Below are 15,143 nucleotides of genomic sequence, written 5' to 3'. Positions count from 1 at the left end.
ACCCGCTTTCCAGAACATTCCACAAACCGTTTTCACCCTCAACCTTTCTTCCCGGAGTCCACATGCCTACTTACACGCCGCCGCTTCGTGACATGCAATTCCTCATGCATGAGGTCTTCAAGATCACCGACGACTACCAGCAGATGAAGCCGTTTGCCGACGTCGATGCCGACACCATCAACGCGGTGCTGGAAGAGGCCGGGAAGTTCGCGGCCAACGTGACTTTCCCCCTCAACATCAGCGGCGACGAAGAGGGCTGCGTGCTCGACAAGGCCACGCACGAAGTGAAGACGCCGACGGGCTTCAAGGAAGCCTACAAGCAGTTCATCGACGGCGGCTGGCCAGCGCTTTCCTGCGACCCGGACTACGGCGGCCAGGGCCTGCCGTTCGTGGTGAATTCGGCGCTCTACGAAATGCTCAACAGCGCGAACCAGGCGTGGACCATGTACCCCGGCCTGTCGCACGGCGCGTATGAAGCGCTGCATGCCTACGGCACGGACGAGCAGAAGAAGCTCTATCTGCCCAAGCTCACCAGCGGCGAGTGGACCGGCACCATGTGCCTGACAGAGCCGCACTGCGGCACCGACCTGGGCCTGCTGCGCTCCAAGGCCGAGCCGCAGGCGGACGGCACCTACAAGATCACCGGCAACAAGATTTTCATCAGCGCGGGTGAGCATGACTTCACCGAAAACATCGTGCATCTGGTGCTCGCGCGCCTGCCCGATGCGCCGGTCGGCTCGAAGGGCATCAGCCTGTTCCTCGTGCCCAAGTTCAACGTGAAGGCCGACGGCTCGCTCGGCGAGCGCAACCCGATCTTCTGCGGTGCGCTCGAACACAAGATGGGCATCCATGGCAATGCAACCGCGCAGATCAACATCGACGGCGCCATCGGCACCTTGGTGGGCGAGCCCAACAAGGGCCTGCAGGCGATGTTCGTGATGATGAACGCGGCGCGTCTGGGCGTGGGCAATCAGTCGCTGGGTCTGACGGAAGTGGCGTATCAGAACGCGCTCGTCTACGCCAAGGATCGCCTGCAGATGCGCAGCCTCTCGGGCACCAAGGCCAAGGACAAGCCGGCCGATCCGATCATCGTGCACCCCGATGTGCGCCGCATGCTGCTGACCGCCAAGGCCTATGCCGAAGGTGGCCGCGCGCTGATCACCTACAGCGCGTTCCTGATCGACAAGGAACTCAATCACCCCGATGAAAAGGTGCGCAAGGACAGCGCCGATCTCGTCGCGCTGCTGACGCCCATCGTCAAGGCCTTCGTGACCGACAACGGCTGGGCCGCGACGACGATGAGCCAGCAGGTCTACGGTGGCCACGGCTTCATCAAGGAGTGGGGCATGGAGCAGTTCGTGCGCGATGCGCGCATCAACATGATCTACGAAGGCACGAACGGCATTCAGGCGCTCGATCTGCTGGGCCGCAAGATCCTGTCGAACCAGGGCGCGACGCTCAGGAAGTTCGGCAAGCTCATCGGCCAGCTGGTGGAGGAAGAAGGCGTGAACGAGAAGATGGCCGAGTTCATCAATCCGATCGCGATGCTGGGCGACCAGATGACCAAGTTCACCACCGAAATCGGCTTCAAGGGCATGCAGAACCCCGACGAAGTGGGCGCGGCTTCCGTGGACTATCTGCGCGTTGCGGGTCACCTCGTGTTCGGTTACTTCTTTGCCCGCATGGCGCAGGTCGCGCTGCGCGAAATCGGCAACGGCAGCACCGATCCGTTCTATCAGGGCAAGCTGCAGACGGCGCGTTTTTACTTCGCCAAGCTGTTCCCCGAAACCGCATCGCTGATGCGCACCGCACGCGCAGGCTCGAAGTCGCTGATGGACACCGACGCGGCACTCGCCTGAACCAGCACGCGACCACTTGAGTACCTTTGACGCAGGAGGCCCTATGAAGAAATGCTTCGCAGCCGTGCTGGGCATGGCGCTCGCCGTGCCCGCATTCGCACAGATGTCGCCCGTCGGCCTCTGGCGCAACATGGACGACAAGACCGGTGAGGCCAAGGCCGAAGTCCGCGTCACCGAAGAAGCCGGCGGCCTGAAGGGCAGCATCGAGAAGGTGCTCAAGAAGGGCGCGAGTCCTGCGGACGTCTGCGCGGAATGCACGGGCGACCGCAAGGACAAGCCCATCGTCGGGCTCGAGATCATCCGCGGCGGCAAGAAAGAGGCCGACAAGGACGTGTGGTCCGGCGGCAAGATCATCGATCCCGAGAACGGCAAGGAATACCGCGCGAGCTTCACGCCCACCGACGGCGGAGCCAAGCTTGAAGTGCGCGGATATCTGGGCCCTTTTTGGCGCACCCAGGTCTGGCAACGCGTGAATTGAACACAAGAATTCCCAAGGAACTATGAACATGTCCCGATTCCAGGTGAAGAAAGTCGCCGTGCTCGGCGCGGGCGTGATGGGCGCGCAGATCGCCGCCCATCTCGTCAATGTGAAGGTGCCCGTGATCCTGTTCGACCTGCCCGCCAAGGAAGGTCCGAAGAGCGCGATTGCGGAGAAGGCGATCGCCAATCTCAAGAAGCTCAAGCCCTCGCCGATCGGCGTGGCCGAAGACGCCGATCTGATCCAGCCCGCGAACTACGAAGAGCACATGAAGCTGCTCAAGGGCTGCGACCTGATCATCGAAGCCATTGCCGAGCGCATGGACTGGAAGCTCGATCTGTATCACAAGATCGCACCGTTCGTCGCCAAGACCGCGCTGGTCGCGTCGAACACGTCGGGCCTGTCGATCACCAAGCTCTCCGAGGCGCTGCCCGACGCGATCAAGCCGCGCTTCTGCGGCATCCACTTCTTCAACCCGCCGCGCTACATGCAGCTGGTGGAGCTGATCAACACGCCGACGACCAAGCCCGAAGTGCTCGACCAGCTCGAAACCTTCGTCACCTCGACGCTCGGCAAGGGCATCGTGCGCGCGCATGACACGCCCAACTTCATCGCCAACCGCATCGGCATCGCCGGCATGCTCTCGACCATGAAGCAGGCGGAGAACTTCGGCCTCACCTACGACGTGGTGGACGATCTCACCGGCAAGAAGCTGGGCCGCGCATCGAGCGGCACGTTCCGCACGGCGGACGTGGTGGGTCTGGACACGATGGCGCACGTCATCAAGACGCTGCAGGACAACCTGAGTCTCGAGACCGACCCGTTCTACGGCAACTTCGGCACACCGGCGGTGCTGCAGAAGCTGCTCGACCTGAAGAACCTGGGCCAGAAGACCAAGGCCGGTTTCTTCAAGAAGTTCGGCCGCGACATTCTGCAGTTTGAACTGGCGAGCGAGGAGTACATCCCCGCAGGCCAGAAGAGCGACGAGGTCTACGGCCGCATGCTCAAGAAGCCTGCGGGCGAGCGCCTGAAACTGCTGCGCGGCGCGGAAGGCCCGCAGGGCCAGTTCCTCTGGGCGATTCTGCGCGACAGCTTTCACTACGCCGCGATTCATCTGGAGCACATCGCCGATACCGCGCGCGACATCGACCAGGCCATGCGCTGGGGCTTTGGCATGAAGCAGGGTCCGTTCGAGCTGTGGCAGGAAGCCGGCTGGCTCGACGTGGCGAAGATGGTGCAGGAAGACATCGATGCGGGCAAGGCGCTGACCAAGGCGCCGCTGCCCAAGTGGGTGTTCGAAGGCCCCGTGGCCGAAGCCGGTGGCGTGCACACCGCGCAGGGTTCGTGGAGCGCATCGCAAGGCAAGTTCATCCCGCGTCGCGAGCTGCCTGTATACGAGCGCCAGATCTTCCCCGAGAAGCTGCTTGGCGAAACCAATCTGCCCGACTGGCAGACCGCAGGCACGACGATTGCCGAATCGAAGGCGCTGCGCACCTGGACGCTGGACGGCGAAGTGCTGATCGCCAGCATCAAGAACAAGATGCACGCCATCAGCCCCGAAGTCATGGAAGGCCTGATGGAAGCGGTCGACGTGGCCGAGTCCGATTTCAAGGCGATGGTGATCTGGTCCGGCGACGCGCCGTTCAGCGTAGGCGCCGATCTGGAAGCGACCATGCCGGCGTTCGTCGTCGGCGGCGCCGACGCGATTGAAAGCATCGAGCAGGAACTGCAGAACATGATGCTGCGCATGCGCTACGCGCAGGTGCCGGTGATCGCCGCGATCCACGGCATGGCGCTGGGCGGTGGTTGCGAACTCGCTGTTTATTCCGCCCGCCGCGTGGCGCACATGGAGAGCTACATCGGCCTCGTCGAAGTGGGCGTGGGTCTCGTGCCCGGCGCAGGTGGCCTCACTTACATTGCACGTCGCGCTGCCGAAAACGCAGCCACCAGTACGGGCAAAGATCTGCTGCCGTTTCTCACCGAAGGCTTCACCGCAGCGGCGATGGCCAAGGTCGGTACCAGCGCGATCGAGTCACGCAAGCTCGGCTATCTGCTCGACAGCGACATCATCGTCGCGCACAAGGATGAGCTGCTCTACGTTGCCATCAATGAGGCCAAGTCCATGGCAAACGGCGGCTGGCGCGCCCCTCTGGCCCGCACCTTCCCGGTCGCAGGCCGCAGCGGCGTTGCGACGATCAAGGGCTCGCTCGTGAATATGCGCGACGGCGGCTTCATCAGCGAATTCGACCAACACATCGCCTCGCTGATCGCAGAGATCGTCTGCGGTGGTGATGTGGATGCGGGCACGCTGGTGGATGAGCAATATCTGATGAAGCTGGAACGCAAGGCGTTCACGCACCTGATCGCCCATCCGAAGACGCATGAGCGCATCTTGGGCATGCTCAACACCGGCAAGCCGGTACGCAATTGATGAACGCGTCACGCAAGGAGTACTGAATATGAAACAACAGCAAGACGCCTACATCGTTGCCGCCACGCGCACGCCGATCGGTCGTTCGCACAAGGGCTTTTTCCGCAACTACCGTCCCGACGATCTGCTCGCGACGATTCTGAAATCCGCGCTCGCGCAGGTGCCCAGCCTCGATCCGAAAGCGATCGAGGACATCATCTGCGGCTGCGCGATTCCCGAAGCTCAACAGGGGCTGAATGTGGCGCGCATTGGCGCGGTGCTCGCGGGACTGCCCACCAGCGTGGGTGGCATCACCGTGAACCGCTTCTGCGCGTCGGGCCTGTCGGCCGTCGCGATGGCGGCGGATCGTATCCGCGTGGGCGAGGCCGACGTGATGATTGCCGCCGGCGTGGAGAGCATGAGCATGGTGCCGATGATGGGCAATGCGCCATCGCTTTCGCCCTCGATCTTCGAGCGCGATGGCGATGTGGGCATCGCCTACGGCATGGGGCTGACCGCCGAGAAGGTGGCGCAGCAGTGGAAGGTCACGCGTGACGCGCAGGATGCCTTCGCACTGGAGTCGCACAAGCGCGCGATTGCCGCGCAGCAGGCGGGCGAGTTCGCGAGCGAGATCACGCCCATCGAGGTGACGGACCGAGGCCTGGACCTCGCCAAGGGCGAGACGATGGCCAGCACGCGCACCGTGAGCCTCGACGAGGGCCCGCGTCCCGATACCTCACTGGAAGGGCTGGCCAAGCTGCGCACGGTGTTCGCCGCACGCGGCTCGGTCACGGCGGGCAACAGCTCGCAGACCAGCGACGGCACGGGCGCGCTGATTCTGGCGAGCGAGGCTGCGGTCAAGCGCTTTGGCCTCACGCCGCTCGCGCGTTTCGTGAGCTATGCGAGCAAGGGCGTGCCGCCGGAAATCATGGGCATCGGCCCCATCGAGGCGATTCCGGCCGCGCTGCGCTATGCGGGCCTGAAGCAGGACGATATCGACTGGTTCGAACTCAACGAAGCGTTCGCCGCGCAGTCGCTCGCCGTGATCAACACGCTGGGGCTCGACATGTCCAAGGTGAACCCCATGGGCGGCGCGATTGCGCTGGGCCACCCGCTGGGCGCGACGGGTGCGATCCGCTCGGCCACGGTGGTGCATGCGCTGCAGCGCAAGAAGCTCAAGTACGGCATGGTGACCATGTGCGTCGGCATGGGACAGGGCGCCGCCGGTATCTTCGAGCGGGTCTGATCTCCACGAGGCGATGCGGCGGGCATGTCGATGTCCGCCCATCGCTTTGGCGCATTTGGGGAATGGCGAGTCACCATCACGACCACCGCTTTCCGCAAAAAACGGCACACTGGCACACATGACAAATCAAGCCACGATTCATCCTCTGGACGATGCCTTGCTGCTGGAGACGAGCGAGCAGGGCATCTACACCGGCCGCACGACCGATGCCTACTGGAACATGGTCGGTCCGTTCGGCGGGATCACCGCCGCCACGCTGCTGCAGGCGGTCTTGAAACATCCCCAACTGCTTGGCGATCCGCTGTCGCTCACGGTGAATTTCGCGGGTGCGGTGACGGCCGGTGAGTTCACGGTGCGGGCCACGCCCGCGCGCACCAACCGCTCGACGCAGCACTGGATCGTCACGCTCGAACAGGCGAACGCCGACGGCGAAGTGGTGATCGCGACGACCGCCACGGTCGTGACGGCCGTGCGCCGCGAGACCTGGAGCGTCACCGACGCGCCGATGCCCATCGTTCCCGGTCCGCTGGAATGCGAGCGTGCTGCGCCGGCATTCCGCTCGCAGTGGTTGAGCTCCTACGAGATGCGTCCGGTCTCTGGCAATCTGCCGACGGTCTGGGATGACCGTGGCGACACCAGCCTCTCGCAACTGTGGGTGCGCGATGCGCCAGAGCGCATGCTTGATTTCGTGGGGCTGGCGGCGGCGTCCGACGTGTTCTTTCCGCGTCCCTGGCTGCGCCGCGCGCGTCAGGTGCCGGCGGGCACGGTATCGATCACCACGTACTTTCACGCGAGCGGCGAGCAACTGGCTCAGACCGGCACCGGCCATCTGTTCGCGCAGGCCCGTGCGCAGGAATTCCGCAATGGCTTCTGCGATCAGACGGCACAATTGTGGAACGCGGATGGCCTGATGCTGGCCACCACCAGTCAAATCGTCTACTACAAGGAATGAGCGCAGGCGGCGGGCCTCATGGGGCCGCGCCCGTTCGATTCCCCATTCATATTCAGGAGCCCCACATGAGCACGCCCGCACAGGACCTTCTGGTCCACCACGAACAAGGTGTCACCACCATCACCTTCAATCGTGTCTCGAAGAAGAATTCGTTCACGGCGTCGATGTACACGCAGATGGCGGATGCGCTCGACAACGCCAAGGCCGACGCGGCGACCCGCGTGCTGGTGTTTCAGGGCGATGTGGCGATCTTCAGCGCAGGCAACGACATCAGTGATTTTCTGAACCATCCGCCGACGACTCACGACGCGCCGGTGTTCCGCTTTCTGCGATGCCTTGCCACGTTCCCCAAGCCGATGCTCGCGGCCGTCTGCGGCCCGGCGGTCGGCGTGGGCACCACGATGCTGTTCCATTGCGATCTGGTCTACGCGGGCGACAACGCCGCGTTCTCCATGCCGTTCGTGAATCTGGGCGTATGTCCCGAAGCGGGCTCCAGCCTGCTGGCGCCACAGATGCTCGGCTACCACCGCGCTGCCGAAGCGCTGCTGCTGGGCGAGCCCTTCATGGCCGAGGCGGCGCTCGAGGTGGGGCTGGTCAACCGCGTGGTGCCGCCCACCGAATGCAACATGCTTGCGCAGATGCAGGCGAAAAAACTCGCCGCGAAGTCGCTCGCATCGCTGATGGAAACCAAGCGCCTGCTCAAGAAGACCCATGCCGACGAGCTGCTTGCGCGCATCGACGAAGAGGCCGCGAGCTTTGGCCGCATGCTCGGCGAACCCGCCGCCAAGGAGGCTTTCACGGCCTTCATGGAAAAGCGCGCGCCCGATTTCAGCAAGCTGTGATGGACGCTGCATGAAGCAGGACGTGTCCATCGCTGCCGATGCGGTCACCTTCGAACCCGAGTTCATCGACGCGCTGACCGACATCTTCGAGCGCCAGATCGCGTTCAATCAGGTGCTCGGTCTGCAGATCACGCGCATCGCGCCGCAGGGCGTGGAGTCGCGGATCGCGATGAAGCCCGAGCTGGTCGGCCACTTCGCCTTCAATCGAGTGCACGGCGGCGTGATCAGCGCGGCGCTCGATTCCATGGCCGGGCTGGCGGTGATGGCGGCCATCGGCGCGCGCCATATGGATGAGCCGCCCGCCAAGCGGCTGCAGCGCTTTTCCAGGCTCGGCACCATCGATTTGCGCATCGACTATCTGCGCGCCGCGATCGGCGCGCAGTTCAAGCAGCGCGCTCAGGTGCTGCGGCTCGGCTCGCGCGTGGCGACCGTGCGCATGGAGTTTCTTTCGGCGAGCGACGAGCTGCTCTCGGTCGGCACGGCGTCCTACATCGTCTCCTGAAAGCGCGGCGGCAGGCCATGCCGCCGCAGCCTGGCGCTGCAAACACTGCGAGAAACTGGAAAATCAGACCCATTTGGTTACGCTTCTTGCCTAACAAGACGTTCGAGGCCTTATTTCCTCATTACGATTCTTCGCCATAGGGCACGCGTGCTATTGACTGTCTTGCGGCAGCATCAGAAAGCATGTGCAAACACACTTGAGGCGGTTCGGCTGCGCTTTCATTTCCCGATTTTTCGAGCGGAACTCGTTGGACGAGCCCGAGCGGATCGGCGGGGCTTGTTTGACGCTGACCGCGCATGTGCGTAAGGTGCCCGATGAACAGAAACTGTGCAGTTTCTGGTTGAGTGTTATTTCAAGGAGAATTGATGGCTGTGCAAAACCCATTTTTCGGCAAACGTGATTCTGATGTACTGCAACCTCGCCAGCCGAGCTCGGTACTGGGCAGCGGATCATCGTTGTCCGGCGGCAGCGGCTCGACCGCGGCTGCCTCGTCGTCTTCAGCAACAGGCCTGGGAGCCGTAGTGAACAAATCCGTTTCGAGCGTCGCCAATGAGTCGGCCGGCAGCAAGCTGACCGTCGGCCCGAACATCAAGCTCAAGGGCGTCGAGATCACCGATTGCGACACCTTGGTGGTGGAAGGCACGGTCGAGGCGACCATGGACTCGCGCGTGATCCAGATCGCCGAGCAGGGCGCATTCCGCGGCTCGGCCGAGATCGACATCGCCGAAATCCATGGCGAATTCAACGGCACCCTGACGGTGCGCGACAAGCTCGTGATCTACAGCACCGGCAAGGTCAGCGGCAAGATCCGCTACGGCAAGGTCGTGATCGAAGAGGGCGGCCAGCTGTCCGGTGAAATCGAGGCCGGCATCGGCAACGGTGCCTCGCGCAGCGGCGCTTCCTCGTCGTCCGCGAGCGGCAGCACGTCGTCGGCACCCGCCGCAGCGGCTTCCTGATCGTCAGCACGACTCCTGCCGCAATCCTTGGGCAACGCAGAGGTTGCCCTGCGGCGAGTGAGTGAGCGATGAAAAAGGCGATGCATATTGAATGCATCGCCTTTTCGTTTTCTGGGGCTTGGCATCCTTGGGAGATCCCGATCAGATCCCGGCGAGATCCTGCGGGAGCCGTCCGCCACGCTTCAAGCCTTCTTGGCGTCCTTCTTGGGAATGGCGCGCGAATGGCCCTGTTCGTCGATGGCGACATAGGTCAGCGTCGCTTCCGTCACCTTGATGTGCTGGCCCTGCAGCGACATGCGCTCGGCGAACACCTCCACATCGACGGTGATCGACGTGGTGCCCACGCGGTCCACGCGGGCGAAGAATGACAGGATGTCCCCCACGCGCACTGGCTGCTTGAAGACGAATTCCTTCACGGCGACCGTGGCGACGCGGCCCTGCGAGATGCGGGCGGGCAGCACGGAGCCGGCCAGATCGACCTGGGCCATCACCCAACCGCCAAAAATGTCGCCGTTGCTGTTGGTGTCCCCCGGCATGGGAATGACGCGCAGCACCAGTTCCTTGTCGTCGGGCAGGCTGGGCGCGATGGTGCGCAGGGTTTCGGGATCGGTCATGGTTATTGTTGTCATGGAATCGGTTCGACACTGTTGCCGCAAAAGACAAAAGTGAATCTAGGGTAAACCCTTATTATCCGGAATCTCCAGCATCCGTGCCGACGCCGTATCGAGCAGCCCTTGTGCAGGTGCAGTCATGAAGGTGCAACGCGTGTCTGAACTTCAGCGCACAATCAACCGGATTCTCCAGAACAACAAGCACCCACAAGAAGCAATCTACCTATGCGCGGCCGCGGCTCATCTCCCGATTCTCCCGACACCAAGACCATCCCCCGAACCGCCAGCGACTGGCAGACGCTCGGGCGTCTGGTGCCGTTTCTGATGGAATACAAATGGCGCGTGATCGCCGCGCTGCTGTTCGTGCTCGCGGCCAAGCTGGCGAACGTGGGCGTGCCGATTCTGCTCAAGCATCTGGTGGACGCCCTGTCCATCAAGCCCGGTGACGCGGCCGCGATCCTCGTCGTGCCGATCGGCCTGCTGCTCGCCTATGGCCTGCTGCGGCTGTCGACGTCGCTGTTCACCGAGCTGCGTGAACTGGTCTTCGCCAAGGCCACGCAGGGCGCGGCGCGCAGCATCGCGCTCAACACCTTCCAGCATCTGCACGGCCTGAGCCTGCGCTTTCACCTCGAGCGCCAGACCGGCGGAATGACGCGAGACATCGAGCGCGGCGTCAAGGGCGTCGAGTCGCTGATTTCGTATTCGCTCTACAGCATCTTTCCGACCTTCATCGAGGTCGCGCTGGTGCTGGGCATCCTGGCGGTGAAGTTCGACGCGTGGTTCTTCTGGATCACCGTGGCGGCGCTGGTGCTCTATGTGACGTTCACCGTCTCGATGACCGAATGGCGCACGCGCTTTCGCCGCGAGGCCAACATGGCCGATTCGACGGCGCACACCAAGGCCATCGATTCGCTGCTGAACTTTGAGACCGTCAAGTATTTCAACAACGAGGAATACGAGGCACGCCGCTACGACGAGAGTCTGGACAAGCTGCGCACCGCACGCCTGAAAAGCCAGCGTTCGCTGAGCATGCTGAACACCGGGCAGCAGCTGATCATCGCCACGGCGCTGGTCGCCATGCTCTGGCGCGCGACGCAGGGCGTGGTCGATGGCCGTCTCACGCTTGGCGATCTGGTGATGATCAACGCGTTCATGATCCAGCTGTACATCCCGCTGAATTTTTTGGGCGCGATCTATCGCGAGATCAAGCAGAGCCTGACCGATCTGGACCGCATGTTCTCGTTGATGGACCGCGAGCGCGAAGTCGCGGATCAACCCGGCGCCAAGGCGCTGGTGTGCGGTGCCTCGCCGACCGTGCGGTTCGAAGACGTTCAGTTCGCCTACGAGGCCGCACGCCCGATTCTGCATGGCGTGAGTTTCGAGATTCCCGCAGGCAAGACCGTCGCCGTCGTCGGCCCTTCGGGCTCGGGCAAGTCCACGCTCGCGCGGCTGCTGTTTCGCTTCTACGACGTGCAGCAGGGCCGCATCACGATTGACGGGCAGGACATCCGTGACGTCACGCAGGCCAGCGTGCGCCGCGCCATCGGCATCGTGCCGCAGGACACCGTACTGTTCAACGACACCATCGCCTACAACATCGCCTACGGACGCGCGGGCGCCACCCGCGAGGAGATCGAGGCCGCAGCGAAGGCCGCGCGCATTCACGACTTCATCGCCTCCACGCCCAAGGGCTACGACACGATGGTGGGCGAGCGCGGGCTCAAGCTCTCCGGCGGCGAGAAGCAGCGCGTCGCGATTGCGCGCACGCTGCTCAAGAATCCTCCGATTCTGATTTTTGACGAGGCGACATCCGCGCTCGATTCGGCCAACGAGCGCGCCATCCAGAACGAGCTGCGCAGCGCCGCGCAGAACAAGACGGCACTGGTGATCGCGCACCGTCTCTCCACCGTGGTCGATGCGCACGAGATCATCGTGATGGAGGGCGGCCGCATTCTCGAGCGCGGCACGCATGCGCAACTGCTTGCGCTGGATGGGCGCTACGCGCGCATGTGGAACCTGCAGCGCGAATCCCAGGAGCGCGGCGCGACGGAGTCCGACGCACTGGTCGGACTCGGCGCGTGATCAGCGCTTGAGCAGCCGCACGGCGGCCTGCGCGATCTGCGCGGCGCTCACGCGCGACTCGGTCTCCAGCGTGTGGGCATAGCCCACGGGAATGCGTGGCGCCCCCAGACGTGAGACGCGCGCATCGGTGTGCTCGGCCACGGTCGCGGCCACTTCGGCGCCGAAGCCAGCGGCCTGCACGGCTTCGTGCACGACCAGCAGATGCTTTGACCGGCTGGCGCTCTGCAGCACGGCATCCCTGTCCCAGGGCCAGATGGTGCGCAGGTCGAGCACTTCGGCATGAATGCCCTGTGCGGCCAGATCCTTGGCCGCGTCCACGCAGGCCTGCACCTGCCTGGACCACGACACGATGGTCACGTCGTTGCCGTTGCCGCTGCCTGCAAACGCTGTGCGCGCACGCCCGAGCTCCACGCGTTCGCCAAGTCGCACTTCGCCCTGCATGCCCCAGAGCTCCTTGTGCTCCATGTAGACCACGGGGTCGCCCGAAGCGAGCGCGGCGTGCAGCAGGCCGTAGTTGTCCTCCGGCGTCGATGGCGCGACCACCACCAGACCGGGCACATGCGCGAACCATGCTTCGAACGACTGCGAGTGCTGCGCGGCGGAGGCCGTCCAGATGCCGATGGGCAGGCGCGCCACCAGCGGCACGCGGCCCTGTCCGCCGAACATGTAGCGGTTCTTGGCGGCCTGGTTCACCAGCTCGTCGATGGCGCAGAGCGCAAAATCGGCGACGCGCATCTCGACCACCGGGCGCAGCCCGGCGAGCGCCATGCCCACTCCCGCGCCCATGATGGTGGCTTCGGAAATCGGCGTGTCGATCACGCGCTCGCTGCCGAACACGTCGACCAGATTCTTGCCGTCCGTCGTGCGGTACTGGCCGAACACGCCGCCGCGCCCAAGGTCCTCGCCCATCGCGACCACATGCGGGTCAGCGCGCATGGCCTCTTCCAGCGCGGTGGCTGCGGCCTGGGCGTAGCTCATCGTGGTCACGCGGGGCGGTGTGGATGTTGCAAAGTCGGTCATGCAAAGACTCCTTCCCCGGTGGTCATGATGTCGGTGTAGGCCGCGGAGCGGTCGGGCCAAGGGGCGGCGCTGGCCGTGGCGAGCGCCGCGTCGATCTCAGCCTTGGCATCGGCTTCGATGCGTGCGGCCTGATCTGCCAGCCCGCGCTGCACCAGCAGATGGCGGGCGCGCACGATGGGGTCGTTCTTGAGCGCCGCCGTCACTTCGGCGGGGTCGCGGTAGGTGGCGGGGTCGACCGACACGTGGCCTTTCTGGCGATAGGTGATCGCATGCAGCAGCCGTGGTCCCGAGCCCGCGCGGATTTGCTCGATCAGCGTCTCGGCCGCTGCGCTCACGGCCTCGACATCGTTGCCGTCCACGCGCGTGGCGGCGATGCCCATGGACTCGGCACGCGCGCTTGCGGCGTTGCTGCCGGCGGTCATCGGTGCGGACTTGGTGGTGGCGGAGATCTGGTTGTCCTCGCAGACGAAGAGCACCGGCAACTGGTAGACCTGTGCCCAGTTCAGCGCTTCAAGAAACGGTCCGCGGTTGATCGCGCCGTCACCGAAGAAGCTCACGGCGATGGCGCCGGTCTTGCGAATCTTGAGCGCGTGCGCCGCGCCCACGGCGATCGGCAGTCCGGCGGTGACCACGCCATTGGCGCCCAGCATGCCCACCGAAAAATCGGCGATGTGCATGGAGCCGCCCTTGCCGCCGTTGTAGCCGGTCGCACGGCCGAAGAGTTCGCACATCATCTTCGTCGCGTCCGCGCCCTTGGCCAGCGTGTGGCCGTGACCGCGGTGCGTGGATGTGAGCAGGTCTTCGGGCGTGAGATGGGCGCAGACGCCGGTGGCGACGGCTTCCTGACCCGTGGACAGATGCAGGGGGCCCTTGACGCGCACTTCGACGGCCTTGTCGGTCGCCGCGCCGCCCCAGGTGACGCCGCCCTGACTCGCGGCTTCGGCGGCGTCCTCGAACGCTCGGATGCGCACCATGGTGCGGTAGAGAGAAAGCAGATCGGTCATGTCTCGTTGAAAACTCGGAAATCGAAAAAAAACCGCGCATCCAGCGTCGCTGAGATGCCCGGTTTCGTACTACGTCGGGAGGACGGTCGTCACTGCTTGGGACGTGCGGCGATGGCCTTTTCCGCCATGTCCACGAGGTTGGTTCCGATGGTCGGCTTCCACTTGTCGTAGACCGGGCGGGTGACCTTCACGAATGCGGCACGCTGCTCGGGCGTGAGCTGCGTGACCGTCACGCCCATGCCGGCGATGTCCTTGAGCAGCGGCTTGCCGGGCTCGACCAGACCCTTGCGGGCGATGCCGATTTCCTGCTTGCCCGCGTCGATGGCGGCCTGGCGCACGATGTCCTGATCGGCCTTGCTCCAGCTCGCCCAGATGTCCTTGTTGACCACGAACACCAGCGGGTCGGCCATGTAGCCCCAGGTCGTCACATGCTTCTGGCCGACGGTGTGCAGCTTCAGGATGGTGAACATGAAGAGCGGATTTTCCTGACCGTCCACCGCTCCGCTGGAGAGCGCGGGCTGCGCGTCCGCCCAGCTCATCTGCGTGGGATTGGCGCCCATCGCGGAGAACATGTCAGTGAAGATCGGCGAGCCGACGACGCGGATCTTCATGCCCTTCAAGTCTTCGGGCTTGCTGATGGCATGCTTGGAGTTGGTCAGCTCGCGGTAGCCGTTTTCGCCCCACGCGAGCGGCACGACACCGGATTTTTCCAGCGTCTTGAAGACTTCCTTGCCGACTTCGCCCTGCGTGAGCGCATCCACCGCAGCGTAGTCAGGCATCAGGAACGGCAGCGAGAACAGGTTCAGCGACTTCACCTGCGGCGACCAGTTGATGGTCGAGCCGACGGCCATGTCGATCACGCCCTGGCGCAGCGCGCTGAATTCACGCGTCTGGTCGCCCTGAATCAGCGACACGCCGGGGTAGAGCTTGATGTTGATGCGGCCCTTGGTGCGTTCCTTCACGAGGTCGGCCCAGATCTGACCGGCCATGCCCCAGGGCGATGGCGGGCCGAGCACCAGCGACAGGCGGTACTCGCTCTTGTAGTTCTGCTGCGCCAGCGCCGCCGAAGGCGAGAGCGCGAGAGCAGCGGCGGCTGCGGCCGTGGCGGTCAGGAAAGTGCGAAGCTTCATGCGTTGGTCTCCTCGTTGAATGGTCAGAAAAACAGTTCGAAAAATCGTTCA

Annotated in this window: 13 protein-coding genes; 9 read left to right on the top strand and 4 right to left on the bottom strand. The window is 64.1% G+C overall.

Features of this window, described 5'->3' with window-relative positions; genetic code table 11:
- Window positions 1–62: 62 nt before the first annotated feature.
- The 8 genes from ISG32_RS07010 to ISG32_RS06975 all read left to right on the top strand — a co-directional run bounded on the left by ISG32_RS07010 (window position 63) and on the right by ISG32_RS06975 (window position 9,245).
- Entirely contained in the window at window positions 63–1,859 is a 1,797-nt protein-coding gene (locus ISG32_RS07010) for an acyl-CoA dehydrogenase C-terminal domain-containing protein (protein WP_194770273.1), read from the top strand.
- 43 nt (window positions 1,860–1,902) lie between these two features.
- Entirely contained in the window at window positions 1,903–2,337 is a 435-nt protein-coding gene (locus tag ISG32_RS07005; RefSeq protein WP_194770272.1) for a DUF2147 domain-containing protein, read from the top strand.
- A 28-nt stretch (window positions 2,338–2,365) separates the two neighbouring features.
- A complete protein-coding gene (locus tag ISG32_RS07000) occupies window positions 2,366–4,768 on the top strand; it encodes a 3-hydroxyacyl-CoA dehydrogenase/enoyl-CoA hydratase family protein (protein ID WP_194770271.1) in 2,403 nt (800 codons plus the stop codon).
- 28 nt (window positions 4,769–4,796) lie between these two features.
- Window positions 4,797–5,993, top strand: a complete 1,197-nt coding sequence (locus tag ISG32_RS06995) for an acetyl-CoA C-acyltransferase (protein WP_194770270.1) — start codon at window positions 4,797–4,799, stop codon at window positions 5,991–5,993.
- A 118-nt stretch (window positions 5,994–6,111) separates the two neighbouring features.
- The gene (locus ISG32_RS06990; protein WP_194770269.1) at window positions 6,112–6,945 is read left to right on the top strand and encodes an acyl-CoA thioesterase; all 834 of its coding nucleotides are present in this window, start codon (window positions 6,112–6,114) and stop codon (window positions 6,943–6,945) included.
- 65 nt (window positions 6,946–7,010) lie between these two features.
- Window positions 7,011–7,787 (top strand): enoyl-CoA hydratase, encoded by a 777-nt coding sequence (locus ISG32_RS06985; RefSeq protein WP_194770268.1) that lies wholly within the window; start codon window positions 7,011–7,013, stop codon window positions 7,785–7,787.
- A gap of 10 nt (window positions 7,788–7,797) precedes the next feature.
- Window positions 7,798–8,289: a thioesterase family protein gene (locus tag ISG32_RS06980; protein ID WP_194770267.1), complete on the top strand. Its 492-nt coding sequence runs from the start codon at window positions 7,798–7,800 to the stop codon at window positions 8,287–8,289.
- Window positions 8,290–8,654: 365 nt separating this feature from the next.
- On the top strand, window positions 8,655–9,245 hold the full coding sequence (locus tag ISG32_RS06975; RefSeq protein WP_194770266.1) for a bactofilin family protein: 591 nt from the start codon (window positions 8,655–8,657) through the stop codon (window positions 9,243–9,245).
- 182 nt (window positions 9,246–9,427) lie between these two features.
- On the opposite strand, the gene ISG32_RS06970 is transcribed toward ISG32_RS06975, so the two are convergent.
- Window positions 9,428–9,874 (bottom strand): acyl-CoA thioesterase, encoded by a 447-nt coding sequence (locus tag ISG32_RS06970; protein ID WP_228529630.1) that lies wholly within the window; start codon window positions 9,872–9,874, stop codon window positions 9,428–9,430.
- 207 nt (window positions 9,875–10,081) lie between these two features.
- Between ISG32_RS06970 and ISG32_RS06965 the strand changes: the two genes are divergently transcribed.
- A complete protein-coding gene (locus ISG32_RS06965; protein ID WP_194770265.1) occupies window positions 10,082–11,938 on the top strand; it encodes an ABCB family ABC transporter ATP-binding protein/permease in 1,857 nt (618 codons plus the stop codon).
- On the opposite strand, the gene ISG32_RS06960 is transcribed toward ISG32_RS06965, so the two are convergent.
- The 3 genes from ISG32_RS06960 to ISG32_RS06950 form a co-directional block, all read right to left on the bottom strand.
- Complete coding sequence (locus ISG32_RS06960; RefSeq protein WP_194770264.1) at window positions 11,939–12,958, bottom strand: alpha-ketoacid dehydrogenase subunit beta; 1,020 nt, start codon at window positions 12,956–12,958, stop codon at window positions 11,939–11,941. It lies immediately after the preceding gene.
- The gene (locus ISG32_RS06955) at window positions 12,955–13,962 is read right to left on the bottom strand and encodes a thiamine pyrophosphate-dependent dehydrogenase E1 component subunit alpha (RefSeq protein ID WP_228529629.1); all 1,008 of its coding nucleotides are present in this window, start codon (window positions 13,960–13,962) and stop codon (window positions 12,955–12,957) included. The genes ISG32_RS06960 and ISG32_RS06955 overlap by 4 nt, the downstream gene beginning before the upstream one ends.
- A gap of 89 nt (window positions 13,963–14,051) precedes the next feature.
- Window positions 14,052–15,092 (bottom strand): DctP family TRAP transporter solute-binding subunit, encoded by a 1,041-nt coding sequence (locus tag ISG32_RS06950; protein ID WP_194770263.1) that lies wholly within the window; start codon window positions 15,090–15,092, stop codon window positions 14,052–14,054.
- Between the last annotated feature and the right edge of the window lie 51 nt (window positions 15,093–15,143).

The organism is Diaphorobacter caeni (assembly GCF_015354245.1).
GTDB lineage: Bacteria > Pseudomonadota > Gammaproteobacteria > Burkholderiales > Burkholderiaceae_C > Diaphorobacter_A > Diaphorobacter_A caeni.
The sequence above is the reverse complement of the archived record's forward strand: the minus strand, read 5'-3'. Positions and strand labels throughout refer to the sequence as shown.

Bases quoted from the DNA above. Each gene is read 5' to 3' on its own strand.
- ISG32_RS07010 (WP_194770273.1), top strand. From the start codon at position 63: ATGCCTACTTACACGCCGCCGCTTCGTGACATGCAATTCCTCATGCAT.
- ISG32_RS07005 (WP_194770272.1), top strand. From the start codon at position 1,903: ATGAAGAAATGCTTCGCAGCCGTGCTGGGCATGGCGCTCGCCGTGCCC.
- ISG32_RS07000 (WP_194770271.1), top strand. From the start codon at position 2,366: ATGTCCCGATTCCAGGTGAAGAAAGTCGCCGTGCTCGGCGCGGGCGTG.
- ISG32_RS06995 (WP_194770270.1), top strand. From the start codon at position 4,797: ATGAAACAACAGCAAGACGCCTACATCGTTGCCGCCACGCGCACGCCG.
- ISG32_RS06990 (WP_194770269.1), top strand. From the start codon at position 6,112: ATGACAAATCAAGCCACGATTCATCCTCTGGACGATGCCTTGCTGCTG.
- ISG32_RS06985 (WP_194770268.1), top strand. From the start codon at position 7,011: ATGAGCACGCCCGCACAGGACCTTCTGGTCCACCACGAACAAGGTGTC.
- ISG32_RS06980 (WP_194770267.1), top strand. From the start codon at position 7,798: ATGAAGCAGGACGTGTCCATCGCTGCCGATGCGGTCACCTTCGAACCC.
- ISG32_RS06975 (WP_194770266.1), top strand. From the start codon at position 8,655: ATGGCTGTGCAAAACCCATTTTTCGGCAAACGTGATTCTGATGTACTG.
- ISG32_RS06970 (WP_228529630.1), bottom strand. From the start codon at position 9,874: ATGACAACAATAACCATGACCGATCCCGAAACCCTGCGCACCATCGCG.
- ISG32_RS06965 (WP_194770265.1), top strand. From the start codon at position 10,082: ATGCGCGGCCGCGGCTCATCTCCCGATTCTCCCGACACCAAGACCATC.
- ISG32_RS06960 (WP_194770264.1), bottom strand. From the start codon at position 12,958: ATGACCGACTTTGCAACATCCACACCGCCCCGCGTGACCACGATGAGC.
- ISG32_RS06955 (WP_228529629.1), bottom strand. From the start codon at position 13,962: ATGACCGATCTGCTTTCTCTCTACCGCACCATGGTGCGCATCCGAGCG.
- ISG32_RS06950 (WP_194770263.1), bottom strand. From the start codon at position 15,092: ATGAAGCTTCGCACTTTCCTGACCGCCACGGCCGCAGCCGCCGCTGCT.